The following is a 24,413-nucleotide window of genomic DNA, read 5'->3' on the forward strand; positions in this document are numbered from 1 at the left end:
GGTGGCGGTAGTTGATCACCACCATCGCGTCCTGATCGTAGTTGTAGGGCTTGAAGCGGGGCATGCCAACGACTCCCTGTTGCTCGGTGCCAGCCTACCAAATCGGGGGTTTTTCTACAGTCTCAACGCCATTGTTCAGCGGCGACCTTTTCGCAGCGAAGCGGACAAAAGGGCGTCCGGTGGAGGGCCTTTAGGCCCGGAACGAACTGGAACTACTTGTTAGCGTAATCACCCGGCCCCTTGTTGCGGAAATCTGTAAAGAACAGAACCGTTGAATCTGACACCCTGTGTGGCAGATTGGATACGGCGAAGTTCTCAAATTGATGCACGCCTTCGCGAAGTAGACTGTTGCCTTGTGGGCTGTGAAGCCAAGCAACGCCACCAAGATTGACCAATACAGTAAGCCAAAAAAACACGCGGAAACTCTGCTTCTTAGTCTTATGGCGCAGACGTTCCTGGGCAATAAGAGCCCCAGGCCAACCGAACAATAGCGCCACCACGTGGAGAGCATTCTCCGGCACGCGCCAAGATCCAACCTTCGCGGCGGCCTTGTCTTTTGCGTATAGAAAATAGGCTTTCAAGCTAACAATGAGAAAGAGCACACCAAAAGCAACAGGCGTATAGCCCAGGAAATAGGAGGCGACCAAGAATATGCCGAAGGCTAGTAGTAATATGTGGTGATATTTCACTGAAGAAAACCTTTTATTCTCGCTAACAGGTAATGATAGGAATTCTGCGTTATTGATATCCCTGAATTCGGTATAGCGCCAGCTTGCTTTGCTGAGTTTATCCGGAATCTATCCATAAAATCAGGGGTCTACCACGCAGGCGTAGACCGCGATGTAATATCCTGAATTCCCGTTTACCCGCATTCAATCAACCCCAACCAAAAAGCCCCCTGGGGCGTGAACCGCAGGGGGCTTGGTATCCGGCGTTAGCCGCACTTACTTTCGCCGCAGGCAAGGCAGGTTTCACACCCATCCATCATCACCATGGCCTTGGTGTGGCATTTGCCGCAGACCGTGGCGTTGGGCGGGTAGCTGCCCTCGGCGTTGGTGGCCGGTTCGCCGTTGCTCTCAAAGGCGGCTTTCTTCTCGGCGATCATCCGCTGGGTGAGCTCGCTCATCTCTTCGGTCTCGATCAGGCCGATGGCCTTCATGTGCTTCTCGATCACGTAGCCGATCTCGGCCACCAGCGAGGGCATGAAGACGCCGCCTTTCTTGAAGTAGCCGCCGCTCGGGTCGTGCACGGAGCGCAGCTCTTCCACCAGGAAGGTGACGTCGCCGCCCTTGCGGAACACGGCGGAGAGCACGCGGGTGAGGGCGATCACCCACTGGAAGTGCTCCATGTTCTTGGAGTTGATGAACACCTCGTAGGGGCGGCGGGTTTCATGGTCCGTGCCCTCGTTGAGGATGATGTCGTTGATGGTGATGTACATCGCGTGGTCATCGATCGGCGGCTTGATCTTGTAGGTGGTGCCGAGCAGGAACTCGGGCCGCTCGATGTGCTCGTTCATCACCAGCGGCTGGTTCTCGGTGCTGGTCTGCTGCGCCTCATTGGCGGCGTTCTCTTCCTTGAGAACGCGCTGGTCGACGATTTTCTTCTCGATTCGGACGGTCATTTTTTCGGGTCTCCGTAGTCTGGATTCGGTTCAGTACTTGCCGTAGGTGCCTTCCTTGAGGGCATCGAAGAGGTTGGCGGCGTTGTGGAATTCGCCGTCGTATTCGATTTCCTCGTCGCCACTGACCTGGACGGTACTGCCATCCTCCAGCGTGAACTCGTATTGGGTGCCTTCAAGGTCCTTCTGCTTCACCAACACGCCCTGGAAGGCCTCGGGGTTGAAGCGGAAGGTGGTGCAGCCCTTCAGCCCCTGCTCGTAGGCGTACATGTAGATGTCCTTGAAGTCGTCGTACGCGAAGTCCGTGGGCACGTTCGCGGTCTTGGAAATGGAGGAGTCCACCCACTTCTGGGCCGCGCCCTGGATGTCCACGTGCTGCTTCGGGCTCACGTCGTCCGCCACGGTGAAGTAGCTCGGCAGCTGCTCCTCGGGGTTCTCGGAGTCGGGCATGGCCTTCTCGTTCACCAGCTCGCGGTAGGCGAGCAGCTCGAAGGAGAACACGTCCACTTTTTCCTTGGACTTGCGCCCCTCGCGGATCACGTTGCGTGAGTAGTGGTGCGAGAAGCTGGGCTCGATGCCGTTGCTGGCGTTGTTGGCCAGCGACAGCGAGATGGTGCCCGTGGGCGCGATGGAGGTGTGGTGCGTGAAGCGCACGCCTTTCTCGGCGATCTGCTGCACGACCTCCGGCTCCGCCTCGGCGATCTTCTGCATGTAGCGGCTGTAGCGCGCGTGCAGGATGCGCCCGGGCACCTTGTCGCCGGCGGTGTAGCCGTCTTCACGCATCTCGGGGCGCAGTTCGAGCATTTCCTCGGTCACTTCGAACTCGTCGTTCATGATCGGGGCGGGGCCTTTTTCTTCGGCGAGGCGGACGCCTTCGCGCCAGCCTTCCAGCGCCATCTCCTTGGTCACTTCCTCGGTGAAGGCGACGGAGTCCGCAGAGCCGTAGGGCATGCGCAGCATGGCGAGCGTGGAGCCCAGGCCCAGGATGCCCATGCCGTGGCGGCGCTTGTATTCGATCTCGTGGCGCTGCTTGTCCAGCGGCAGGCCGTTGAGCTCGACCACGTTGTCCAGCATGCGGGTGAAGATGCCCACGACCTTGCGGTACTTGTCGTAGTTGAAGCGCGCCTTCTCGGTGAAGGGGAACTCCACAAAGCGGGTCAGGTTGATCGAGCCCAGCAGGCAGCTGCCGTAGGGCGGCAGGGGCTGCTCACCGCAGGGGTTGGTGGCGCGGATGTTCTCGCAGAACCAGTTGTTGTTCATCCGGTTGACCTTGTCGATCAGGATGAAGCCCGGCTCGGCGTAGTCGTAGGTGGAGGACATGATCTTGTCCCAGATCGCGCGCGCCTTGAGTGTGCGGTAGATCCGGCAGGCGACATTGCCCTTGCCGTCGGTCACGTAGCCGTCCTTGACCGGGAAGTCACGGTAGACGAACTGTTCCGGGTCGTTCAGGTCCAGGCCTTCCTTCTCGGCTTCCTCGCTGGAGACGGGGAAGGAGAGTTGCCAGTCCGCGTCGTTCTTCACTGCCTCGATGAAGTCTTCGGTGATCAGCAGTGAGAGGTTGAACTGGCGCAGGCGGGCGTCTTCGCGCTTGGCTTCGATGAAGTCGATGATGTCCGGGTGGTGCACATCGAAGGTTGCCATCTGCGCGCCACGGCGCCCGCCCGCTGAGGAGACGGTGAAGCACATGCGGTCGAAGATATCCATGAAGGACAGGGGACCGGAGGTGGTGGCGCCGGCACCCGCCACATAGGCGCCCTTGGGCCGCAGGGTGGAGAACTCGTAGCCGATGCCGCAGCCGGCCTTGAGGGTGAGGCCTGCTTCGTGGTTCTTCACCAGGATGTTGTCCATGGAGTCATAGACGGTGCCGGAGACGGTGCAGTTGATGGTGGAGGTGGCCGGCTTGTGCGCTTCCGCGCCCGCGTTGGAGGTGATGCGCCCGGCCGGTATCGCGCCGTTGCGCAGGGCCCAGACGAAGTCTTCGTGCACGGCCTTGCGCTTCTTGGCGGTCTCCACGGAGGCCAGGGACTCCGCGACGCGCTTGTAGGTGTCCTCGATTTCACGGTCGACAGGCTCGCCGGCCTTGGTCTTGAGCTGGTACTTGCTGGCCCAGATGTCGACCGAGGTTTCCTGGAAGGGAATGTTGTTGGTCAGATCCTGAGTCTTGGCGTTCATGAGTGGCGTTGTCCCTGGTTGTTACTTGGATACCGGTTGCGCAATGCAACCACCATATCTTGTGTTTAGGTTTTGAGCAGCCCGTGGCTCAGCCGGACCCCGCGGAGAGGGTAAAGCGGGGCATCTTCCCGGCTGCAGGGCTTAACAGGAGAGCAGGCCGAGGCAATGCCTCTGGCCTGTTGACATGCACTGTCATTTTTGATTAACCCCCAATATATCGACTTTTTCTTGTTGTTGATGCCCGTATCTTGTGGTTTTGGCCTCTGGGGTGTCAAGTGAACATGGCGGCCAAATGGGGTGGGTGCGGCAGAATCCGCCCATGGCAGGGATTTAGGAAGGGGGCGGTCGCTGCGGTCCGAAAACTGTAGTATGCGATATACTAGATATAGTATTGGGTGAAGACTCCGGAGCAATGGGTTATCCTGCGGTTTTCGGAGATGGATGCCCTCATGCGGATCAGGCTTCTGCTATTGCTCGTTCTGGCCGCTGCTGCACTGCTTGCGGCCGGTTGCACAACCACGGACGTGGCGATGGAGCAGCAGGTTGCTCCTGAGCCGGTCACTGACGACAGACCCCTGCCGAGCTGGAACCGGTTGATGCGGGAGACGCTGCCGGTGGTGAAGACGGAACTGGCTGCCGAAGGCGATCGTTTCCGCCCGCGGGCGTTTGTGCTGTCCCGCCGCGGTGGGGTCCGGGGAGTGCATATTGATCCCGCTTCGGGGGCGGATGACACTGAGCGTATTGAGCTGATCTTCGAGAGTCTGAAAGCCATTCTGCGGGGAGACGACGTTGTGGCACTGGTGGTCTATGCCACCGGTAAGGGCGAGCTCCTCGACAGCCGCGACCGCAGCAACATGGTGGTGGCTCACCTTGAACATTTTTCCGGCCGGGCATTGCTGCGGCGCCTGAGTTACCAGCGGGAAGGCGATGAACTGACTTTCGGGCCCGAGGATGTGAACCGCACCGACGCTCTGGTAATGGGGAAGGGGAACCAATGAACGTGATCTGGCTGCAGCGCCCGGAGCCCGCAGGGGATCTGGTGTATGGCGAGGTTGATTCGCCCTGGGGGCGGGTCTGGTCTCTGTGGCATGAGGATGCGCTGACCCAGCTTGCGTTTGTGGACAGCCCTTCTGATGTGGAAGCGCGTTTTCGCCGGGCGGCGAAGGTCTGGCGCCGGGAACCGGAACCAATACCGGAGGACGACGATCGGCTCTCCGGCCTCGCCGCCATCCTCCACGCCTGGCCCAACCAGGCGGCGGTCTCCATGCCGACGCTTGAGATGGTGGGGTCCGCGTTCCAGCAACGGGTCTGGCGTTATCTGTTGCGGCTCGACCCGGGGCAGTGCCTCACCTATGGCGAAGTCGCCCGTCACATTGGCCAGCCCGGGGCCGCCCGGGCGGTGGGCGCTGCGGTGGGCGCCAACCCGGTGCCTGTTCTGGTTCCATGCCATCGTGTGCTGCCGGCTTCCGGCGGAACCGGCAACTACGGCGGTGGTGAACGGCGCAAGCGGTGGCTGTTGAGCGGCGAGGGCGTGGGCCTGTGAAGGCCTACTGGGCGTTCTGCGGCGGCAGACGGTAGCGCATGCGCTTGCTGATGCCACGGAACGAAAGGTAGAGCAGGTAGATAAAGGCGAGTACCAGGGTCAGCGCGCCCAGTGCCAGCCCGCCTTCCCGCAGCAGCAGGTTGCTGTTCCCTTCCGAAACCAAGAGCGCAAACGCCCGAACCCCGTGGTGCTGGAGCAGATAGAACGTGATCCCGCCCCCGAGTATCGCGGAGATGAACTGGCTGAAGATGATCAGTAGCGAGGGAATGGTCGCGGCGTGACCGCAGTGGCCGCACTGGTAGCGGTCCGTGTACTCCGGCTCGTCTTCGTTCCGGATGGGATCCATAAGCCCCTGTCGGCAGTTCGTGCACACCAGCATGCGGCTTGGTCTCCGGCAGATTGCATGAGTGACTGACTGTATAGCCTTTCAGGCGCGACAGCACAACCCCGGTGGCTGCATCATCAGTACAAGCGGCATTAGCAGCTTTCAGGCTGCATGCATGGCGGAAGCTGCTATGCTTGCTCCGGACAGTATCAAGGGTGGACAGGGAGCATGCCTGAGCAGCGGCGTTACATCCGGACCAGCATGAGTGTGCGCATCATGGTGCGCCACAGTGAGATTGGCGAGCATGTATTCACAATGCGTGATCTGTCCGACGGCGGTATCTTCGTTCTTGTGGATAATGAGCCTTTCCCCGGGATTGGCAGTGAGGTGGAGGTCCAGGTCCAGGGGTTGCCCGTACCCGCGCCTGTGCGCCGGATGCGGGTCGTGCGCGAGGCCAGTGATGGTTACGGCCTGGCGTTCATGGATACGCAGACCGAGCAGGGAGAAGGCCATTGAGAACTGTGACAGGCGTTGTGCTGGTTCTGCTGCTGGCCATGGGCCTTTCAGGCTGTAGCACACAGCGGACCCACTATTCCGCCATGACCGCCGAAAACTCCGCTGGTGAGGAACGGCGTGTGCTGCTGAGATGGAAAACCGCACGCTACCCGGCCTGGCACTGGCGCCAGGACAGCGCCACACCGGTCACCGTGAAAACCCAGTGCAGCCGGCGCGAGTGGCAACTGCGCGATCCCGGAATGGATGGCGCCTGCTCGGAAGACGCGATTGCTGCCTGTGGTGACCCGCGGCTGGATGCCACGAACAGCGGTAAGCCGGTCGAGGCGGGGCAGGTGTGCATGCAGCTGACCGATGCTGACGGCAGCACGCGGGTACGGGATCTGGGTAGCCGCCTCGAGCTCCGCGTCAGCTGTTCTCCCCGCCAGACGGGTGTGGACATGGGAGACAAAGTGGTCAACGTTGACTATCTGCGCGCTTCCTCCGTGCCCTATACCTTCCGGGTGCGCACTGTACCCACCGGCAGCCTTACTCAACGGCCGCCGCAGCTGGGTGACCATGTCTGCGATGACGGTTGATCCACCGCCGGGAAAACTCCTGTAACATTTCGCCGCATTTGCGGAACGAATCGTCACAGTCGGCGCGTTGCTTCTTCTTTCAATTTTGAAACAATGCAAAAAAGAAGAAGTAGAACGAAGAAGTCATATCGGGCGTCGAGGATGAATCCATGGGTGTACAGCGGCGAAAGATCTCCGTAAAGGAACTTGAAATCGGCATGTTCGTTGCGGATCTGGATCGGCCGTGGCATGAGACGCCGTTCCCCATCCAGGGGTTCTACATCCGCAACCAGAAGGAAGTGGATGAGCTGATCCGGCACTGCCGCCATGTTCATGTGGATGTGGCGGAAAAGCGCGAGAGTAGGGCCGCCGAGTCCACGGGTACCACGGCCCGCCGTGACGGTGGTGATGGCAAGGTGATCAAACTGCCTGCCGTCAAGGTGCGCAATCCCCACCATTACGAGACCACACGCCCGTTGCGCAAGGAAATCCGGAACGTTCAGCCGGTTCTGGATAACGTTGAAAAAGCCCTGGGTCGGGTTAATGAGATGCTGGCTGCCGGCCATAATGAGGTCGACGTTGAGGAGGTTTCCTCCGTTGCCCGCACGATGGCGGAGAGCGTGGCACGCAACCCCGATGCGCTGCTGTGGCTCAGTCGCGTCCAGAGCCGCGATGATTATACCTATCGTCATTCCCTCAACATCAGCATCTGGGCCCTTCTCCTGGGGCGCCAGCTTGGGTTGGATCCGGATGTGCTGCACAAGCTTTCAATGGGGGCGCTGCTTTCCCACATCGGTACAGCGCGTCTGCCCGAGGGCATGCAGGTAGCCGAGAGTGAGCTGACCACCGAGCAGTGGCAGACCTACTCCCGCTATCCGGAGATTGGGGCCCGCCTTGCGGCGGCCTCCGGTCTGCCGCGTGTGGTGGTGAACGTGATCCGTTACCACCGGGAGCGCCATAACGGCACGGGTTTCCCGCAGCGGGTCAACGGTGAGCATATTCCCCTGCTGGCGAAGCTGGTAGGACTGGTGGATTACTATGAATACCTGATCGAGCCCAGGGAAAGGCGCAGCCAGCTGACGCCGGCCCAGGCGGTTTCGCGGCTCTTTGAATGCCGCAACAGCCAGTTCCAGGAGGATCTGGTTGAGCAGTTCATTCAGGCGGTGGGTGTTTACCCGACGGGCACGATCGTGGAGCTGGCGACCCGTGAGGTGGCCGTGGTGGTGTCACACACGCCGAAACGCCGCCTCTGGCCCAGCGTTATGGTGCTGACCGATACCGACAAGAAGCCCCTCCAGCAGGGCCACATCGTGGATCTGGCCAAACAGAATGAGGAGGCGGCGGACGCCAACGCCCGCATTGTGGACTGCAAACCCTTCGGTTACGGGGGCATTGATCCCTCGCAGTACGAGGTGACCGGCGCGGCGGCACGCCAGCGCTCCCGCTGGAGTCTCAAGGGGCTGTTCAGTTGACTTCCACCAGCAGGTTCTTGCGGACCCAGCGGTAGTTGTCGAAACCCGGGTAATCCACCTTGAAGTTGACGAGTATCGTGCCGCTTTCCGCGGGCCTGCTGGTATTCCGGTAGAACTCCACTGTGCCTTCCTGACGATCCACGCTGTGGATCGCCCAGCCCGAGCCTTCCGCTTTCGCCTCCAGTCGTTTCAGTGAGAAGCCGGATGAACCGGTGCGTTTTATGGCCACTGTTCTGATGCTGCCGTCTGAAGGGCCAATGGTCAGGGTGCCGGGCTCCAGGTAGAAGGCGGTCGCCAGGTCGTTCCTGAAATCGAGCGTGTCCTGGGAAAGAAACTCAATGGTATTGCCGGTGGGGGCTCGATCCAGGGTGCGGCGGGCATTGAGGATATTGCGCCGTTCATCCTCCAGTTCTTCCACGCGGTCACCGGTCGCATTCCCGATCTCGGATTCAGTGGGCGGGGCTTCACAGAGCTCATCGCCCTCGGGAGCGAAGCAGATACTGTCCAGCAGGCGGTTGGCCGGTGACGGGTCGATCAGGTCACCCGTGTCATCCTCCCGGTTGTCCTCTGAGATGTTGTCGGGTCTTGAGAACGACTCCGTGGAGACACTGAAATCAATGCGGGGATTGCTGTCATCGGCCAGGTAGCTGTTCAGTTGATCGATGGTCCGCTGCGTGATTTCAAGCGTTTCCTCCGATGAGGCCGGACTGTCCTGTTCAGCCAGGGCGCTCAGCAAACGGGTGATGTTGATGGCGATCGCGTTATTCTCGGCCAGATCCTCCTCGATGCCGCGGTGGGTCTCCAGGCCTTCCCCATCGGTGCCGCCACTGTGCAGCTGCCTGCGGGCCTCCGCCGTGAAATCGATGGGCGTGAGGAAGGGGGCAGCAGGGACGTTTTCGGCGAGAACGAGGTTACCCAGCCGGAAGGTCAGTGTTTCGCCGGGGTGGTAACGGAATTCACCGTTCTCACCGGTGGTCCCGGACTGGCTGCGCGTTTCATAATGGATGTTTTCGACGCCCTCAGTGAAAAGGGTGCCCGTGCGCAGGTCGCCGTCCCCGTCGCCATCACTGCCGCCGCAGCCGGCAAGTGCCAACAGGCACCCCGTGGTGAGGAAAGCGGTTACCATCCGTACTGCGTTTCGCGGGGTCTGGGTGGTCATTGCTCGTCCATAGGCCCTGAACTGTTGCGTTTCGGCATTGTAGGAAGCTGCAGCCGATTCTGATCTGACACAGGTCGCAGATTGGGCAATGCCCTTGCATCAGGGCACGTGATCCCCATAATCAGCGACGTTGATTCGATAAGAGATCTCTATGGAATACGCACTGGATATTCGCGGATTGCGCAAGACCTTTCCCGGTGGCCTTGAGGCGCTGAAGGGGATTGATATGCAGGTCGAAGCTGGTGATTTCTTTGCCCTGCTGGGGCCGAACGGGGCCGGTAAATCCACCACGCTCGGCGTGCTTGCGTCACTGGTGCGCAAGACGGCCGGGCAGGTGCGGGTTTTCGATGCCGATCTGGATACCGATCCCGCCCGCCTCAAGACATGGCTCGGCTTTGTGCCCCAGGAGTTCAACTTCAATCAGTTCGAGAAAGTGGGCGACATCGTGCGTACCCAGGCCGGTTATTACGGTATGGCTCCGGCCCGAGCGGCGCTCAATGCCGAGCGTTACCTGCGTGAGCTGGGCCTGTGGGATAAGCGCAACTCACCGGCGCGTATGCTGTCGGGAGGCATGAAGCGCCGGCTGCTCATCGCCCGGGCGCTGGTGCATGAGCCCCGGGTGCTGATCCTGGACGAACCCACGGCGGGCGTGGACATTGAGCTGCGGCGTTCCATGTGGGGCTTTCTTGAGCGCATCAACCGCGAGGGGGTCACGATCATCCTGACCACTCACTATCTGGAGGAGGCGGAAGCGCTGTGCCGCAACATCGCGATCATCGACGGTGGCCGCATTCTTCAGCACACCTCCAAGCAGGCACTGCTGCAGCAGCTGAGCATGGAGCATTTCATTCTCGATATCCGCAACGATCCCGGAACCCTGCCGCAGCTGGAGGGCTACCACTGCTTCCGCAATGATGAGGGGGCACTGGTCGTCGAGGTTGAAAAGGAGGACGGACTGAACGACGTCTTCCGCCAGCTCGGTGAACAGGGCTGGGAGGTGACCAGCATGCGCAACCGTTCCAACCGGCTGGAGGAGCTGTTCATGAGCCTGGTGGGCCGCTCGCTGCCGGCATCCGAAGAGGAGGAGAGCGCATGACGCCGTACCAGATCTGGATCGCCTTCATGACCATTGTCGTGCGCGAGGTGCGGCGCTTCACCCGCATCTGGCCGCAGACCCTGCTGCCGCCGGCGGTGACCATGACGCTGTACTTCGTGATCTTCGGCAACCTGATCGGAAGCCGCATCGGGCCCATGGAAGGCTATGACTACATGGAGTTCATTGTGCCAGGGCTGATCATGATGTCGGTGATCACCAGCTCCTACGCCAATGTGGTGTCCTCGTTCTTCAGCATGAAGTTCCAGCGCAGCATTGAGGAACTGCTGGTCTCGCCCACGCCCAACTGGGTGATCCTGACCGGCTACCTTGCGGGTGGCATGGCGCGCGGACTGATCGTGGGTTTCGTGGTCATGCTGGTGTCGCTGGCGTTCACCACCCTGGAGTTCTACAGCCCGGTCCTGGTGGTTACCACGGCGCTGCTCACCTCACTGGTGTTCTCTCTGGGCGGATTCATCAACGCGATGTTCGCCACCAAGTTCGATGACATCTCGATTGTGCCGACCTTTGTGCTGACGCCACTGACCTACCTCGGGGGCGTGTTCTATTCCATCAACCTGCTGGATCCGTTCTGGCAGGGGCTCTCCATGGCCAATCCCATTCTCTATATGGTGAACGCCTTCCGCTATGGTGTCCTGGGCGCCTCGGATGTGGGGCCGGTGTGGGCGATCGCCATGCTGGTGGTGTTTGCAGTGGTGCTGTTCACGGTGAGCCTGCGCCTGCTTGACCGGGGCAAGGGCATCCGCAGCTGAGGAGGCGACATGGAACTGGATGATGCACCACTGGGCCGGACCAGCGCCTACCCTGAGCACTATGATCCGGCGCTCCTGTATCCTGTGGCCCGGGCACAGGCACGGGAGTCCCTGGGGCTGGCTGACGGCTGGCCCTGGCAGGGCGAGGACCGCTGGCAGGCCTGGGAATTGAGCTGGCTGCGCCCGGACGGGGTGCCCCGGGTGGCCACCGCCGAGTTCCGGGTGCCCGCGGATTCGCCCAATCTGATCGAATCAAAGTCGCTCAAGCTGTATCTCAATGCCTTCAACAGCACAGTGTTCGAAGGCGTGGAGTCGGTGCGCACCACCATCGAGCGGGATCTGTCCGAAGCCGCGGGCGCTGCAGTGTCCGTGGTGCTGGGGGATGTGGACGCGGATGCCAGACTGGTGGCACGGCCGGAAGGGGCACACCTGATTGATGACGTGGAAGGTGTGATCATGCCCGCCGATGGCCCTCTGGCCTCACTGCGTTCGCTGGATGGCGACGTGGTCACCGAGAGCCTGTGTTCGCACCTGCTGCGCAGCCTCTGCCCGGTGACGGGCCAGCCGGACTGGGCCACGCTTGTGGTCCACTATACGGGGGCCCGCATGCGGCCGGAGGCGCTGCTGGGCTATGTCATCAGCTACCGTGAGGCACGGGACTTCCACGAGGCCTGTGTGGAGCGGATTTTCACGGATCTGAGGGATACCCTGACGCCGGAGCGGCTGAGTGTGGGGGCGTTCTATACACGCCGTGGCGGGCTCGACATCAACCCCTGGCGCTCGACCCACCAGGGCGATGCGCCAGCACCAAGGTTGCTGCGCCAGTAGGCGCTATTCGTCACGCAGGCGTCGGGCCGCCCGGTCCAGCGCCTGTATGATGTGTTCTCGTTCACGCTCGTCGACTTTCTCGGAATCCAGATACATCGCGAAGCCGTCCCCCTCATGCTCCAGGAAGCTGCGCTGGTCGCCCACGTCCTGGCGGAAGTCGATCACCTGGTAGATGGGTACCGGCCGTGCGAACCCTTTTACGGTGATTTCGCCCTTGTCCCGGCACAGGATGCTGTCCTTGATCAGTGAGAAGGTCTCGTAGGAAACCAGGATCTCGCCCGGATCCGCCAGTTCCTCCAGGCGGCTTGCCAGGTTCACTTCCTTGCCGATGATGGTGTAATCCATACGGTTGTCCGCGCCGAAGTTGCCGACGGTGCAGAACCCGGTGCTTATGCCCATCCGTATCTCCAGGGGCGTGCGGATGCCCTGGCTCTTCCATTTCTGGCGCAGCACCGTCATGTGCTTGCGCATCTCGATGGCCATCGAGACACAGGCCTGTGTGTCCTTCTTCGCGCCCTGGCTGGTGGGGTCGCCGAAGAAGATCATGATGCTGTCACCCACGAACTTGTCGATGGTGCCGCCGTACTTCAGCGCGATCTGGGACATCTCGGTGAAGTAGGTGTTGAGCAGCTCCGTCAGCCCTTCCGGTTCCATCTCCTCGGAAAGCTCGGTGAAACCCTGGATGTCGGAGAAGAAGACGGCCAGCTTCTTGCGCTGGGTTTCCAGCCGCACGTCGCGTTCACCGGTGAAGATGGACTGCCACACCTGTGGTGAGAGGTATTTGGCCAGCTTGTGGGATAGGGCGATGGACTGTTCACGCTGGTACTGGATCTGGGACTTGGCCGCCACCAGCGCGCGCGCCTGGAGATAGGTGTAGAAGGCCATGACGCATACATAGAGCGTGGTCACCACGCCGCTCACCACGGTGAGGGTGGGCGGAGCCCAGGGCTCGAAGCTGACGCCGGCAATCGGCAGTGACGTAGTCACCCCAACCGCCAGTGCGGCAACGTTCAGCGCCCAGGCTCTCAGCCCCCCGACAATGATGCCGCTGAAGCTGATCATCAGCAGCAGCATCAGCGAGGGGATGACGCTGAACTCGATATAGACCGTCAGGGAGCCGATCAGGAAGCCGTCGAGCAGCAGTATGCGCTCGCGGATCTGTGGCGTGCGCCTGGGGAATATCGCCCGGGACAGGAAGTAGAGAACGTGCGGCCAGATCAGAGCCAGCGGCACGAACCAGATCAGGTAGTCATGGAAGTGATCGAGAAACACCCCTGTGCCGAGAATGGCAGCACCGGCCATGTAGCCGAGCACCCGCGCATGGTAATCCGGCATGGGCGGGATGGCGTTCGGTTTCTGCTTGGGGTCCATGGCCGTCAGGCTCGAAGGCATGAGGGGTACGTTCATCATTGTCCAACGATCGCATCCATGTTGAGGGAACGTTACCAGCAAACTCCTGGGCTCACAATTGACCCCGAAGACAGCGGTTTCCGGCACTGGCACAGGTTTGCCGCTATGGCACCCGTATTTTTGCCGTTGCGGCGTTAATGCCTGAATACAAAGGAGTGTAGCACTTTGGCACCGCTATTGCTTAATACCGACAAAGCCCGATTACCCGGCAAAAAGGGGCCAGTCATGACCACGATCAGCTTTGACAACGCATTCGGCATTCACGATGACGCTCTGCGGTTGCGCTCCCAGCGCTCCGAAGTGCTCGCCAATAACCTCGCCAATGCCGATACGCCCGGCTACAAGGCGCGTGACATCGACTTCCAGGCGGCCCTTCAGCAGGCCCAGGGCCAGCAGGAAGGCCTGGCGATGACGGCCTCGGATTCCGGGCATATGACCGGCGAGGGTGGCGGTGGCGGCAATCCGGAGCTGATGTACCGCAACCCGATCCAGCCGTCGATCGATGGTAATACCGTGGATACCCAGACGGAGATGTCCAAGTACATGCGCAACTCCATGGAGTTCCAGTCCAGTTTCCAGTTCCTGAACAGCAGTATTAAGGGACTCAAAGACGCACTCGCGGGGCAGTAAACCATGTCACTCAATCAGGTCTTTGATATTGCCGGCTCTGCCATGTCGGCCCAGTCGATCCGGCTGAACACAACCTCCAGCAACCTGGCGAACGCCGAGACGGCCAGTTCCAGTACGGATGACGTTTACCGTGCGCGCAAGCCCGTTTTTTCCGCCATCCAGGCGGACATGATGGGCCAGGGCGGCGGCGTGCAGGACGCGGGTTTTTCGCGCAACGAACTGGAATCCGCCGGGGTTCAGGTGGATGCCATCGTGGAAAGCGATGTTGAGCTGGAGCAGCGTTATCAGCCGGATCATCCCAAGGCGGATGACAACGGCTATGTGTATTACCCGAACGTCAACGTGGTGGAGGAGATGGCGGACATGATGTCGGCGTCGCGCTCCTTCCAGACCAACGTTGAGGTGATGAACACGGCCAAGAGCATGATGCAGCGCGTCATGACGCTGGGTCAGGGCCAGTAAGCGGGAACGGGGGTAGCGACGATGGACGGCGTTAACAGCTCAACCAATTCGGCTTCGGACATCCTCAAGGAGTACCGGAACCAGAATCAGGGTGGCAAGAGCGAGGGCGGCAACAAGGCCTCGGATATGGGCCGCAATGAGTTCCTGGATCTCATGATGGCCCAGATGCAGAACCAGAACCCTCTGGACCCGCAGAAGAACGAGGATTTTGTGGCTCAGCTGGCCCAGTTCTCTTCCCTGGAGGAGATGCAGAGCCTGAACTCCTCTGTTGAGGATGCCATGGGCCAGTTCCGCTCCACCCAGGCGCTGCAGGCCTCCGCCATGGTCGGGCAGCAGGTTCAGGTAGAGGGCAACATCGCCAACCTTGGCCCTGAGGGCGAGGTGAAAGGAGCGGTGGAAGTGCCTTCGGCTACCTCGAATCTGCGGGTCAACGTGTACAACCCTTCCGGGGAACTGGTTCGCCAGATGGACATGGGCCAACAGGGCAGCGGCACAGTGGATTTCAGCTGGGACGGTGAGAATGGCGACGGCGATCTGATGGAGCCGGGCGATTACCGGGTCCAGGCGGAAGCCCAGTACGACGGCGAGACCCAGGAGCTGGCTACCCGGCTCAATGCGAACGTGGACAGCGTCAACCTGGAGAACGGGGGCGTGACGCTGAACCTGGCAGGGCGCGGCTCAGTGCCGCTGGACCAGGTCAAACAGATCAACTGATAACAAGTAGTGGGCGAGGTTTACCATGGCGTTCAATATCGCACTCAGCGGACTCAATGCGGCCCAGACGGATCTGGACGTGAAAGGCAACAACATCGCCAACGCCAGCACCACGGGCTTCAAGCGCTCGCGGACGGAGTTTGGTGACCTCTACAGCTCCGGCCTGCAGAACCTGGGCGATACGTCCGCGGGTGATGGGGTCAGCGTTCAGAACACCCGGCAGCTTTTCCAGCAGGGCAACATCACCGCCACCAGTAATGGCCTGGACATGGCCATTGATGGGGAAGGGTTCTTCGTTCTGGAGGGCGCCAATGGCGAACGCCAGTTCTCGCGCGCCGGTCAGTTCGGTGTGGACCAGAACGGTTTTGTCACCAATAACCAGGGGGCCCGGGTTCAGGGGTTCCAGGCCAATGAAAGCGGGCAGGTTGGTGATGTTCGTGGCGATCTTGAGGTGAACACTGAGAACCTGGCGCCCAAGTCCACCACCAATGTTGCGGCGAATCTTAATCTAGACTCCAGAGAGACGGTGCTGCGCGTTCAAGCCCAGAGCTATGTTGCTGGCGGGAGTGATGTCAACACGACGAATACTGGGAATCAGGGTATTCCCGAGGCGGGCTGGAGTTACAGTGCTCCTGACGGCACAAGTGAGGACTTTACCTCACAGGGCGATGTTTCGGCGCGAGAGTTGGCAAGTGAGCTGGATACCCGGGATGGTATTACTGCGACAGCTGAGCCAACCAGTACTACCTTGCAGAACCTTAATGGTGATGCTTCATGGGATGGTGCCCAACTCACTGTCAATGTAGGTGCCAGCAATTCCGTAACCCTTGAAAAAGGGACGGATTTTGACAACGCCACTGAGCTTGCCAACGCGCTGAACAATTCAAATATAAGTGGTTTCAACGCCTCGGTTAATTCGGGAGATGTTGAACTCAACGATAATGAGGGAAGGAATCTCTCGTTTACCTTGACTGATCCCTCAAGTGGTGCCGGAAGTGGTGATTTCGCTCAAATTGATAGCAGTAATGGCGGAGCGACGACTCTGGATAGTTCTGATGCGGTAACCGCGGTTGGCACTATTCGCGTGGAGGCCGCTCAGGGCTACTCCATGGAGGGAGCAACAGTTAGTGGTGTTGATAATAACATTGCTGACACCAAGGTAGATCAGACAAATATAGATCGGAATGCCTTCGATCCTAATGACCCGAATACCTATAATCATTCCACTTCGACAACGATCTACGACAGTCTGGGCAACCCGCATGAAATGACCCAGTATTTTGTTAAGCAGTCCCGGGTGGGTAATCCGGATAACTCCTGGAAAAGCTATGTGGAGATTGATGGCGAGCTGGTTGGCAACACCTCTGAAAACCCCGATGGCGAAGACGGATTTGATCTGGTTTTCCAGAATAACGGGAGCTTGGATACTGCCGCGTCCGACGATGTGTTAATCAACGACTGGGTTCCCAAGGATCAGGATGGCAACGCTAATGGTGCCGCTGGCCCCAATACTGGTCTTACCGAGCCCCCGCTGCCCCCGGATTCGAACAGCTCCAACTTCGTCCTTGATTACAGCAACACCACCCAGGTCGGCTCCGGGTTCGCCGTCAATGACCTCCAGCAGAATGGCTTCGCAACCGGCCGGCTGACGGGACTGGATGTGAGCGAGGAAGGCGTGATCCAGGCGCGTTTCAGCAATGGCGAGTCCGAGGCGCTGGGCCAGATCGCTCTGGCTAATTTCCGGAACAACGAAGGGCTTGCTCCGGTTGGGGATACCGCCTGGGTTGAAACCATCGACTCCGGCGATGCGGTGATCAGCCGCCCCAATACCGGTCCCCTGGGCGCAATCCAGTCCAGCTCCGTTGAGGAATCCAACGTCGATCTCTCCGAGCAGCTCGTGGGTCTGATTACCGCCCAGCGGAACTTCCAGGCCAACTCCAAGACCATTGAGACCTCGGACCAGATCACCCAGACCATCATCAACCTGCGGTAATCCCACAGGTTGAGGACTGAATGAGCACAGGAGGGTTCCATGGACCGCTCGCTCTACATTTCGATGACCGGCGCCAAGCAGAACATGTACGCGCAGCAGGTCAACGCCAACAACCTGGCGAACGCGGACACTACCGGGTTCAAGCAGGACTTCGCCAATGCCCGCAGCATGCCGGTATACGGCGAGCATCATCCGTCCCGGGCCTATGCCATGACGGAGAACCCGGGGGCGGATCTGAGCCATGGCCCCATGAAGCAGACCGGTCGCTCCCTGGATATCGCCATCAAGGGCGACGGTTGGCTGGCGGTGGAGCCGGAACCCGGTGATGAGGCCTATACCCGTGCCGGAAGCCTTCAGGTTGATGCCAATGGCATCCTGCGTAACGGCGAAGGGCTGCCGGTCATGGGTAACGGAGGCCCGGTTGCCGTGCCGCCGGCGGATAAGATCGAGATCGGCTCGGATGGCACGCTTTCAGTCGTTCCAGCCGGGGCGCCCAGTGACCAGCTGGTGGAAGTGGACCGGCTCAAGCTGGTGGACCCGGGGGAGGACCAGATCCAGAAGGGGGATGACGGTCTTTTCCGTCTTAAACCGGATGCCGACCAGCAGGGCCCCCTGCAGCCGGACGGCGATGTCCAGGTGGTCAGCGGGTTTCTGGAGGGCTCCAACGTCTCCGCCGTGGAATCCATGATCCAGAACCTGCAGCTTTCCCGCCAGTACGAGATGCAGGTCAAGGCCATGCAGACCGCCGACGAGAACAGCCAGAGCGTGGCACGCTTGTTGCAAGACCTCTGATGGAAACGTCATGGGTGACGGAAAAGCGGCAACCCGATGCCGCCCGCCCGGAAGGGCGCCTCACCCACGCGATCGGAGGACAGAACAATGCATCCAGCACTTTGGGTCAGCAAGACCGGCCTCGCCGCTCAGGACAAGCAGCTGAGCACCATCTCCAACAACCTGGCGAACGTCAATACCACCGGATTCAAGCGTGACCGGGCCAATTTCCAGGATCTGATGTACCAGACGGAGCGCCAGCCCGGCGGCCTGTCTTCCCAGAATACGGAATTGCCTTCCGGGCTGCAGCTGGGTACTGGTGTACGCGTTGCGGCCACCAGCAAGGAGCATACCCAGGGGGACATGAAGGTCACGGACCAGTCCCTGGACCTGGCCATTGACGGCGATGGCTTCTTCCAGGTGCTCAAGCCGGATGGTGAGATCGCCTACACCCGCAATGGTGAATTCCAGCTCAATTCCGAGGGCGATATTGTCACGCCCAACGGCAACCCGCTGGAACCCAACATCAACGTTCCCGAAGATGCCACTTCCGTGACCATCGGACGTGACGGCACTGTCAGCGCCAAGATTGCCAACGAGCCGGAACCGCAGCAGCTGGGCCAGATCGAGCTGGCGGATTTCGTGAACCCCCAGGGGCTTCAGGCCATAGGCAGCAACCTCTATCAGGAGACCGCGGCCAGCGGGGACCCGTTGATCGGGGAGGCCGGCATTGACGGCATCGGCACCATCGAGCAGGGCATGCTGGAGGGCTCCAATGTGGAGGTGGTCGAGGAAATGGTGAACATGATCACCACCCAGCGGGCCTACGAGATGAACTCCAAGGTCGTGTCCTCCTCGGATCAGATGCTCCAGTTCATTACCCAGAACCTGTAACGCCTCGGGTAGGGGGAGAACCGTTATGACCAAGCCGTCCATACTGCTCAAAAGGGCCGCGTTGCTGATCCTGATGGTGACGCTGGCGGGCTGCCAGGCGATGACCCGTGAGCGGGCCAAGCCAGGTGATCCCGCGTTCGCGCCGGTGGAGCCAGAGGCCATGATGGCGGATCAGCCGGTCAACGGCTCCATTTACCAGAACTCCCGCAGGCATAACCTGTTCAGCGACAGCAAGGCGCTGAATGTCGGGGATGTTGTGACGGTGCAGCTACAGGAAAGCACATCGGCCTCCAAGACATCCAACACGAGCATCGCGAAGGACAGTGAAACAGGCCTTGAAGCGCCATCGGTGCTGGGTCAGACCGGTTTGGATATCGGGACCGATGTGGGGCAGGACCGGCAGTTCGACGGCGAGGCCGAGGCGGATCAGAGCAACCAGATCACTGGCAGCATCACGGTCACCGTGGTGGAGGTCATGCCCAATGGTGTGTTGCGGGTGCGCGGTGAGAAATGGCTGGAGCTGACCCAGGGCAAGGAATACGTGCGGGTGTCCGGTCTCATCCGCCAGCAGGACATCGGTTCGGATAACCGGGTGAGTTCCCGCCGGATCGCGGACGCGCGGATTTCCTATGGCGGGACCGGCGACTTTGATCAGGCCAACCGCATGGGCTGGCTGACCCGCTTCTTCAACAGTGAATGGTGGCCGCTTTGAGGTTTCGTACAGGAGGGTTTGCCATGTGGAACCGGATTGCCGCGGTATTGATGCTGGCAGTGATGGTCGCCACACCGGTCCAGGCCGACCGGCTCAAGGATCTGACCTCGGTCAAGGGCGTGCGCGACAACCAGCTGGTCGGTTACGGCCTGGTGGTGGGACTTGATGGCAGCGGGGATGGAGCGCCGTTCACGAACCAGAGCCTGCGCAACATGATGGATCAGTTCGGCATCACTATTCCGCCGGGCGTTGACCCCGGTGCGGACAACGTCGCGGCCGTCATGGTCACGGCGGATCTGCAGCCCTTTGCCAGCCCCGGCCAGGAAATTGACGTCACCGTCTCCTCGGTGGGCGATGCGGACAGCCTGCGCGGCGGCACGCTTCTGATGACACCGCTGCAGGGGGCGGACGGAAAGACCTATGCCATGGCCCAGGGAAGTCTCGTGGTCGGGGGCTTCGGCGCCGAGGGTCAGGACGGCTCTTCGATTTCCGTGAACATTCCCAGTGTCGGGCGTATTCCCCAGGGCGCGACCGTTGAACGCCGCGTACCTACCGCCTTTTCGGAAGGGGACACCATCACCCTGAACCTGCGTAATCCGGATTTCACCACGGCGCGCCGGGTGGTTGAGGCGATCAACAACAAGCTCGGCGCGGAGACGGCGTATGCGAAGAATGCCTCGTCCGTGCGGGTGCGGGCGCCCCGGGATGCCTCACAGCGCGTCAGCTTCCTCTCCATCGTGGAGAACATTGAGGTCTCGCCGGCGGAGGAAGCCGCCAAGGTGGTGATCAACTCACGCACCGGCACCATCGTGGTGGGTCAGAACGTCAAGGTGAGCCCGGCAGCGGTCACGCACGGCAATCTCAGCGTGACTATTACCGAGAACCCGGAAGCGGTGGCCCCGGGCCTTTTCGGCGAGGGCGACCCGGTCGTTGTTCCGCAGACGGATGTGGCCATCGAGCAGGAGGAAGCCCGCATGTTCAAGTTCGGGCCGGCGGTCACTCTGAACGAGATCGTGCAGTCCGTGAACCAGGTGGGCGCAGCACCCGGCGACATCATGGCGGTGCTCGAGGCTCTCAAACAGTCCGGCGCGCTGCGGGCGGAACTGATCGTTATCTGAGGTTGAAGCCATGATCCAGTCATCTGCAGGCGGTACCAGCGACGCGCATATCTACACCGACATGAGCGCCATGAGCGATCTCAAGCGGCTGGCCGATACCGATCGTGATCAGGCGCTCGAAAAGGTTGCCAAGCAGTTTGAGGCCCTGTTCCTGCAGCAGATGATGAAGTCCATGCGTTCGGCCAACGAGGTGTTCAGCGAGGGCAACTACCTGAACAGCCAGGAGACCGAGCAGTACCAGGACATGTTCGACAAGCAGCTAACCCTGAGCCTGACCCAGGAGCGCAGCATCGGCATCGCCGATCAGCTGGTGCGCCAGCTGGGCGGAGGAGAACAGGGCGCTGACCGCCCGGACGCAAGGACGAGCATAACTGATTACAGCCGCCAGATGCCGGCTCCGGATCCGCAGCTGGCGGAGCGTGTGGACGAGGTCCGCCAGATGATGCCGGAAGAGGGTAATGCCAGCTCTGACTCTGCTGCGGGCAGCGGCAACGAGCTGCCGGAACAGTTTAAGGGGCCGGAGCACTTTGTTCAGGAGCTCAGCCCCATTGCCCGTGATGTCAGTGAGCAGACCGGTGTGCCGGCGCAGGTGATGATCGCGCAGGCCGCGCTGGAAACCGGCTGGGGGCGCAACATGATCGGCGGTGAGCAGGAACCCAGTCGCAACCTGTTCGGCATCAAGGCGGATGAGCGCTGGAACGGGGATAAGGTCGAGATCACCACCACCGAATACCGGGATGGGCTGCCGCTGAAGGAGAAGGCGGATTTCCGCGCCTACCCGGATTACACCAGCAGCTTCGAGGACTACGCCAGCTTCCTGAACGAGAACCCGCGCTACCAGAAGGTACTGCAGCAGGCGGATGACCCGCAGGCCTTCGCCCAGGCGCTCCAGGATGCCGGTTACGCCACGGACCCAGCCTATGCCGACAAGATCCAGAACATCATGGAGCGGCCCACGCTGGGCGCCGTGATCGATGACGGGACGGAAGGGGAGTAAGCTGCCATGAGTCTGCTGAATACGGGCCTGACCGGGATCCTGTCCAACCAGAAGGCACTGGAGACCACCAGTAACAACATCACCAACGCCAATACGCCCGGCTACAGCCGGCAGCGGGCGGATTTCGTCTCCAATCCCTCCCAGGCTACAGGGAGTGGTTACATTGGACAGGGCGTTAACGTTGCCGACATACAGCGCCTCAACGATGAATTCATCAATACCCAGCTGCGTTCAGACACCACCCTTCATTCGGAACAGACTGCCCTGGTCGAGAACCTGAATGGCATGGACGATCTCCTGGGGAACGAGAAAACCGGCCTTAACCAGGCCCTGACCCAGTTCTTCGGCACCCTCCAGGATGCAGCAGAGAGCCCGGCCTCCAGCTCGCTGCGCGAGCAGGCGCTGAATCAGGCCGATAACCTGGTGGCACGGTTCAAGTCCGTGGACAGTCAGCTGCGTTCCCGAGAGCAGACCGTGGATGACCGCATTTCCGCGAATCTGAACGAGATCAACTCGCTAGCGGATGGTATCGCGGAGCTCAATCTCAAGATCGCGGAGTCACCGGGGCGTGCCAGTGGGCGCGATGCCAACGAGCTTCTGGACAAGCGGGACGAGAAGCTGCGGCAGCTTTCGGAGCTGGTGCAGGTCCAGACCAATGAGAACAACGACGGCACCGTTGATGTGAGCATCGGCAAGGGCCAGGGCATTGTCAGCAAGGGCAACAGCGCCACGCTGCGCCTTTCCGGCAGCACCGAGCAGGCGGGCCGTCGGGAAGTGCTGCTGGAGGGCGTTGGTCGCGATCGGGCCATCACCCATGAGATCACGGGTGGTGCCTTGGGTGGCAACCTGACCTTCCGGGACGAGATCCTGGAGCCGACCCTGAATGGGATCGGGCGGATCGCCATTGGGTTGTCCGAGCGCATGAACGAGCAGCACCAGCTGGGCCAGGATCTTAATGGCAACCTGGGGGGCAACTTCTTTCGCGATATCAACTCGGAAAGCCTGGCCCGTGGGCGGATCACGCCGTCCGCTGAAACCGCCGAAAGCGGTAACCGGCAGGCCCGTGTAAACATCACCGACAGCAGCAAGCTGGATACCCGCTCCTACACACTGGAATTCACCGGCCCGGACGATCAGCAGTACCGCATCCGCGACGCCACCAGCGGGGAACTGGTGAAAACCGGCAGCATCAGTGACAGCCGGCCCTCGACCATCTCCATGGAAGGCTTTGAGATCGAGCTGGAATCCGGCGATTTCCAGCAGGGCGATGAGTTCACCATCCGGCCCACCTACAATGGCGCCCGGGATATGGCGACGGAAATTGTGGCCGGTGAACAGATCGCCCTGGCAGCCCCCATCCGCGCCGAGGCCAGCAGTGGCAACCAGGGGACCGGGCAGATCACCCAGGGAACCATGCTCAACATCCGCGATCCGGAGACCGGCCGCCGGCTGGATGCCCTGGACGAGAACGGCAACCTTGATCCGCCCATGGAGATCCGGTTCCTTTCGGAGAACCGCTATGAGGTGGTGGACGTTTCCGACCCTGCCAACCCCAAGCCACTGGATCCGCCCATGAACAATGTGCGGTTTGAGCCCGGGAAGACGAATACGGTGTTCAGCGGAGATCCGGGGGCGCGGGTTGTGACAGCATCCGGGCCCCAGGGTGTGGGTCCACAGGTCGGGACGGACAATGGCTATACCGGGCAGACGCTGGAAATCCGGACCCGGGATCCGGAAACCGGTGTGGTTTCCACACAGCCACCGCTCGACATCAATTCTGACGAATCGGCCCAGTCCATTGCGGATAAACTCAGTGGTCGCTCAGGCGTCCAGGCAACCGCTTACACGGAAGCACGTCTGACGTTTTCTGGCTCAGATGCAGAGATCGACATCAACGGTGTGACGCTTGATATCGATGGTCCACTCAATTCCGATTCCGTGGAAGATGCGATCAATAACAACAATGACTTTGCCTCGCTGGATCTGGATGTAATCAACGATGGTTCATCAATAAAGCTTCGCTCAAACACGGGTGCGGATATCAACGTTGGGTTTGATGATCAGGGTACTGGGGGCGGGGTTGCGATAGAGAAGCCTGATCCTTATGAATCCGGCACCACAGGCGCGACGGTTAATCTACCTGCAGATGGCGCGGAAGCAACTGTCGGGGGCTATGTGGATACAACCCTCGCCGATGGTGTGCGTCTGACCGCCGATAATGATGGAGTCTTCGACCAGGCCCCCAGCAGTGAGCCCGCCTACAAAGGCTTCCAGTTCGAACTCAGCGGCAACCCGGAGGCCGGTGACAGCTTCCGCCTTGAAACCAACGAGGGTGGCACCTCGGATAACCGTAACGGCCTGGCGCTGGGCGACCTGAACGCCAAGAATTACCTCGATAACGGCAATTTCAGCTTCACGGACGCCTATGGTTCCGTGGTCGAGGATGTGGGCTCGCGCACCCAGACTGCCCAGGTGGACAAGGAAGCAGCGGGGACGCTCATGGAGCAGTCCCAGAAACAGTGGGAGGAGCAGTCCGGCGTTAATCTGGACGAAGAAGCCGGCAGGCTCATCCAGTTCCAGAACGCCTACAGCGCCTCATCGCAGGTGGTCTCGGTAGCCCGGGACCTGTTCAATACCCTGCTCGGCACCTTCAACTAAG

General features: G+C 60.7%; 24 protein-coding genes. 18 read left to right on the forward strand and 6 right to left on the reverse strand.

The window, feature by feature from the left end:
• Positions 1-212 precede the first annotated feature (212 nt).
• From GLW01_RS11245 to GLW01_RS11255, 3 genes are all read right to left on the reverse strand, one after another.
• Positions 213-689: a DUF1294 domain-containing protein gene (locus GLW01_RS11245; protein WP_160899105.1), complete on the reverse strand. Its 477-nt coding sequence runs from the start codon at positions 687-689 to the stop codon at positions 213-215.
• A 245-nt stretch (positions 690-934) separates the two neighbouring features.
• A complete protein-coding gene (locus GLW01_RS11250) occupies positions 935-1,621 on the reverse strand; it encodes an NrdJb (RefSeq protein WP_160899106.1) in 687 nt (228 codons plus the stop codon).
• Between the two features lie 30 nt (positions 1,622-1,651).
• The gene (locus tag GLW01_RS11255) at positions 1,652-3,790 is read right to left on the reverse strand and encodes an adenosylcobalamin-dependent ribonucleoside-diphosphate reductase (protein WP_160899107.1); all 2,139 of its coding nucleotides are present in this window, start codon (positions 3,788-3,790) and stop codon (positions 1,652-1,654) included.
• Positions 3,791-4,239: 449 nt separating this feature from the next.
• Between GLW01_RS11255 and GLW01_RS11260 the strand changes: the two genes are divergently transcribed.
• Both GLW01_RS11260 and GLW01_RS11265 read left to right on the forward strand, forming a co-directional pair.
• Positions 4,240-4,788, forward strand: coding sequence for a hypothetical protein (locus GLW01_RS11260; RefSeq protein WP_151440626.1), 549 nt, complete (start codon positions 4,240-4,242; stop codon positions 4,786-4,788).
• Complete coding sequence (locus tag GLW01_RS11265; protein ID WP_151440625.1) at positions 4,785-5,333, forward strand: methylated-DNA--[protein]-cysteine S-methyltransferase; 549 nt, start codon at positions 4,785-4,787, stop codon at positions 5,331-5,333. The genes GLW01_RS11260 and GLW01_RS11265 overlap by 4 nt, the downstream gene beginning before the upstream one ends.
• Positions 5,334-5,337: 4 nt before the next feature.
• Here the strand turns inward: GLW01_RS11265 and GLW01_RS11270 are convergent, their stop codons facing one another.
• Complete coding sequence (locus GLW01_RS11270; protein WP_151440624.1) at positions 5,338-5,712, reverse strand: hypothetical protein; 375 nt, start codon at positions 5,710-5,712, stop codon at positions 5,338-5,340.
• 174 nt (positions 5,713-5,886) lie between these two features.
• Between GLW01_RS11270 and GLW01_RS11275 the strand changes: the two genes are divergently transcribed.
• The 3 genes from GLW01_RS11275 to GLW01_RS11285 all read left to right on the forward strand — a co-directional run bounded on the left by GLW01_RS11275 (position 5,887) and on the right by GLW01_RS11285 (position 8,200).
• A complete protein-coding gene (locus GLW01_RS11275) occupies positions 5,887-6,174 on the forward strand; it encodes a PilZ domain-containing protein (RefSeq protein ID WP_151440623.1) in 288 nt (95 codons plus the stop codon).
• Positions 6,171-6,749 (forward strand): hypothetical protein, encoded by a 579-nt coding sequence (locus GLW01_RS11280; protein WP_160899108.1) that lies wholly within the window; start codon positions 6,171-6,173, stop codon positions 6,747-6,749. Before GLW01_RS11275 ends, GLW01_RS11280 begins: the two co-directional genes overlap by 4 nt.
• A 149-nt stretch (positions 6,750-6,898) precedes the next feature.
• The gene (locus GLW01_RS11285; protein ID WP_160899109.1) at positions 6,899-8,200 is read left to right on the forward strand and encodes an HD-GYP domain-containing protein; all 1,302 of its coding nucleotides are present in this window, start codon (positions 6,899-6,901) and stop codon (positions 8,198-8,200) included.
• Here the strand turns inward: GLW01_RS11285 and GLW01_RS11290 are convergent.
• Entirely contained in the window at positions 8,193-9,359 is a 1,167-nt protein-coding gene (locus tag GLW01_RS11290) for a hypothetical protein (RefSeq protein WP_160899110.1), read from the reverse strand. The genes GLW01_RS11285 and GLW01_RS11290 overlap by 8 nt on opposite strands.
• A gap of 151 nt (positions 9,360-9,510) precedes the next feature.
• Here GLW01_RS11290 and GLW01_RS11295 point away from each other — a divergent pair, with 151 nt between their 5' ends.
• The 3 genes from GLW01_RS11295 to queF are packed head-to-tail and all read left to right on the forward strand — an operon-like array spanning position 9,511 to position 12,053.
• Positions 9,511-10,455 carry an ABC transporter ATP-binding protein gene (locus tag GLW01_RS11295; protein WP_151440619.1) on the forward strand — a complete coding sequence of 315 codons (945 nt, stop codon included), beginning with the start codon at positions 9,511-9,513 and terminating at the stop codon, positions 10,453-10,455.
• Positions 10,452-11,225 carry an ABC transporter permease gene (locus GLW01_RS11300; protein WP_151440618.1) on the forward strand — a complete coding sequence of 258 codons (774 nt, stop codon included), beginning with the start codon at positions 10,452-10,454 and terminating at the stop codon, positions 11,223-11,225. The genes GLW01_RS11295 and GLW01_RS11300 overlap by 4 nt, the downstream gene beginning before the upstream one ends.
• Positions 11,226-11,234: 9 nt before the next feature.
• On the forward strand, positions 11,235-12,053 hold the full coding sequence (queF, locus tag GLW01_RS11305; RefSeq protein ID WP_160899111.1) for an NADPH-dependent 7-cyano-7-deazaguanine reductase QueF: 819 nt from the start codon (positions 11,235-11,237) through the stop codon (positions 12,051-12,053).
• A gap of 3 nt (positions 12,054-12,056) precedes the next feature.
• On the opposite strand, the gene GLW01_RS11310 is transcribed toward queF, so the two are convergent.
• Positions 12,057-13,463, reverse strand: a complete 1,407-nt coding sequence (locus tag GLW01_RS11310) for an adenylate/guanylate cyclase domain-containing protein (RefSeq protein ID WP_237416574.1) — start codon at positions 13,461-13,463, stop codon at positions 12,057-12,059.
• Between the two features lie 225 nt (positions 13,464-13,688).
• On the opposite strand from GLW01_RS11310, the gene flgB reads away from it, so the two are divergent.
• From flgB to flgK, 10 genes are all read left to right on the forward strand, one after another.
• On the forward strand, positions 13,689-14,093 hold the full coding sequence (flgB, locus tag GLW01_RS11315; RefSeq protein WP_151440616.1) for a flagellar basal body rod protein FlgB: 405 nt from the start codon (positions 13,689-13,691) through the stop codon (positions 14,091-14,093).
• 3 nt (positions 14,094-14,096) lie between these two features.
• The gene (gene flgC / locus GLW01_RS11320) at positions 14,097-14,555 is read left to right on the forward strand and encodes a flagellar basal body rod protein FlgC (protein ID WP_160899112.1); all 459 of its coding nucleotides are present in this window, start codon (positions 14,097-14,099) and stop codon (positions 14,553-14,555) included.
• 21 nt (positions 14,556-14,576) lie between these two features.
• Entirely contained in the window at positions 14,577-15,269 is a 693-nt protein-coding gene (locus GLW01_RS11325) for a flagellar hook assembly protein FlgD (protein WP_160899113.1), read from the forward strand.
• Positions 15,270-15,294: 25 nt separating this feature from the next.
• Positions 15,295-17,262 (forward strand): flagellar hook protein FlgE, encoded by a 1,968-nt coding sequence (locus tag GLW01_RS11330; RefSeq protein ID WP_160899114.1) that lies wholly within the window; start codon positions 15,295-15,297, stop codon positions 17,260-17,262.
• Positions 17,263-17,301: 39 nt separating this feature from the next.
• Entirely contained in the window at positions 17,302-18,054 is a 753-nt protein-coding gene (gene flgF / locus GLW01_RS11335; RefSeq protein ID WP_160899115.1) for a flagellar basal-body rod protein FlgF, read from the forward strand.
• An 87-nt stretch (positions 18,055-18,141) separates the two neighbouring features.
• The gene (flgG, locus tag GLW01_RS11340) at positions 18,142-18,927 is read left to right on the forward strand and encodes a flagellar basal-body rod protein FlgG (RefSeq protein WP_151440611.1); all 786 of its coding nucleotides are present in this window, start codon (positions 18,142-18,144) and stop codon (positions 18,925-18,927) included.
• 25 nt (positions 18,928-18,952) lie between these two features.
• Positions 18,953-19,639 (forward strand): flagellar basal body L-ring protein FlgH, encoded by a 687-nt coding sequence (gene flgH, locus GLW01_RS11345; RefSeq protein ID WP_160899116.1) that lies wholly within the window; start codon positions 18,953-18,955, stop codon positions 19,637-19,639.
• Positions 19,640-19,662: 23 nt separating this feature from the next.
• Positions 19,663-20,757, forward strand: coding sequence for a flagellar basal body P-ring protein FlgI (locus GLW01_RS11350; RefSeq protein ID WP_160899117.1), 1,095 nt, complete (start codon positions 19,663-19,665; stop codon positions 20,755-20,757).
• A 10-nt stretch (positions 20,758-20,767) separates the two neighbouring features.
• Positions 20,768-21,754 (forward strand): flagellar assembly peptidoglycan hydrolase FlgJ, encoded by a 987-nt coding sequence (flgJ, locus tag GLW01_RS11355; RefSeq protein WP_160899118.1) that lies wholly within the window; start codon positions 20,768-20,770, stop codon positions 21,752-21,754.
• 6 nt (positions 21,755-21,760) lie between these two features.
• Complete coding sequence (gene flgK, locus GLW01_RS11360) at positions 21,761-24,412, forward strand: flagellar hook-associated protein FlgK (RefSeq protein ID WP_160899119.1); 2,652 nt, start codon at positions 21,761-21,763, stop codon at positions 24,410-24,412.
• Position 24,413: the final 1 nt, after the last annotated feature.

It is taken from the genome of Vreelandella halophila (assembly GCF_009856365.1).
Classification (GTDB): Bacteria; Pseudomonadota; Gammaproteobacteria; order Pseudomonadales; family Oleiphilaceae; genus Halospina; species Halospina utahensis_B.

Excerpts from the sequence above, each read along its gene's own strand:
- GLW01_RS11250 (WP_160899106.1), bottom strand. The coding sequence starts at position 1,621 with ATGACCGTCCGAATCGAGAAGAAAATCGTCGACCAGCGCGTTCTCAAG.
- GLW01_RS11255 (WP_160899107.1), bottom strand. The coding sequence starts at position 3,790 with ATGAACGCCAAGACTCAGGATCTGACCAACAACATTCCCTTCCAGGAA.
- GLW01_RS11260 (WP_151440626.1), top strand. The coding sequence starts at position 4,240 with ATGCGGATCAGGCTTCTGCTATTGCTCGTTCTGGCCGCTGCTGCACTG.
- GLW01_RS11265 (WP_151440625.1), top strand. The coding sequence starts at position 4,785 with ATGAACGTGATCTGGCTGCAGCGCCCGGAGCCCGCAGGGGATCTGGTG.
- GLW01_RS11270 (WP_151440624.1), bottom strand. The coding sequence starts at position 5,712 with ATGCTGGTGTGCACGAACTGCCGACAGGGGCTTATGGATCCCATCCGG.
- GLW01_RS11275 (WP_151440623.1), top strand. The coding sequence starts at position 5,887 with ATGCCTGAGCAGCGGCGTTACATCCGGACCAGCATGAGTGTGCGCATC.
- GLW01_RS11285 (WP_160899109.1), top strand. The coding sequence starts at position 6,899 with ATGGGTGTACAGCGGCGAAAGATCTCCGTAAAGGAACTTGAAATCGGC.
- GLW01_RS11290 (WP_160899110.1), bottom strand. The coding sequence starts at position 9,359 with ATGACCACCCAGACCCCGCGAAACGCAGTACGGATGGTAACCGCTTTC.
- GLW01_RS11295 (WP_151440619.1), top strand. The coding sequence starts at position 9,511 with ATGGAATACGCACTGGATATTCGCGGATTGCGCAAGACCTTTCCCGGT.
- GLW01_RS11300 (WP_151440618.1), top strand. The coding sequence starts at position 10,452 with ATGACGCCGTACCAGATCTGGATCGCCTTCATGACCATTGTCGTGCGC.
- queF (WP_160899111.1), top strand. The coding sequence starts at position 11,235 with ATGGAACTGGATGATGCACCACTGGGCCGGACCAGCGCCTACCCTGAG.
- GLW01_RS11310 (WP_237416574.1), bottom strand. The coding sequence starts at position 13,463 with ATGATGAACGTACCCCTCATGCCTTCGAGCCTGACGGCCATGGACCCC.
- flgB (WP_151440616.1), top strand. The coding sequence starts at position 13,689 with ATGACCACGATCAGCTTTGACAACGCATTCGGCATTCACGATGACGCT.
- flgC (WP_160899112.1), top strand. The coding sequence starts at position 14,097 with ATGTCACTCAATCAGGTCTTTGATATTGCCGGCTCTGCCATGTCGGCC.
- GLW01_RS11325 (WP_160899113.1), top strand. The coding sequence starts at position 14,577 with ATGGACGGCGTTAACAGCTCAACCAATTCGGCTTCGGACATCCTCAAG.
- GLW01_RS11330 (WP_160899114.1), top strand. The coding sequence starts at position 15,295 with ATGGCGTTCAATATCGCACTCAGCGGACTCAATGCGGCCCAGACGGAT.
- flgF (WP_160899115.1), top strand. The coding sequence starts at position 17,302 with ATGGACCGCTCGCTCTACATTTCGATGACCGGCGCCAAGCAGAACATG.
- flgG (WP_151440611.1), top strand. The coding sequence starts at position 18,142 with ATGCATCCAGCACTTTGGGTCAGCAAGACCGGCCTCGCCGCTCAGGAC.
- flgH (WP_160899116.1), top strand. The coding sequence starts at position 18,953 with ATGACCAAGCCGTCCATACTGCTCAAAAGGGCCGCGTTGCTGATCCTG.
- GLW01_RS11350 (WP_160899117.1), top strand. The coding sequence starts at position 19,663 with ATGTGGAACCGGATTGCCGCGGTATTGATGCTGGCAGTGATGGTCGCC.
- flgJ (WP_160899118.1), top strand. The coding sequence starts at position 20,768 with ATGATCCAGTCATCTGCAGGCGGTACCAGCGACGCGCATATCTACACC.
- flgK (WP_160899119.1), top strand. The coding sequence starts at position 21,761 with ATGAGTCTGCTGAATACGGGCCTGACCGGGATCCTGTCCAACCAGAAG.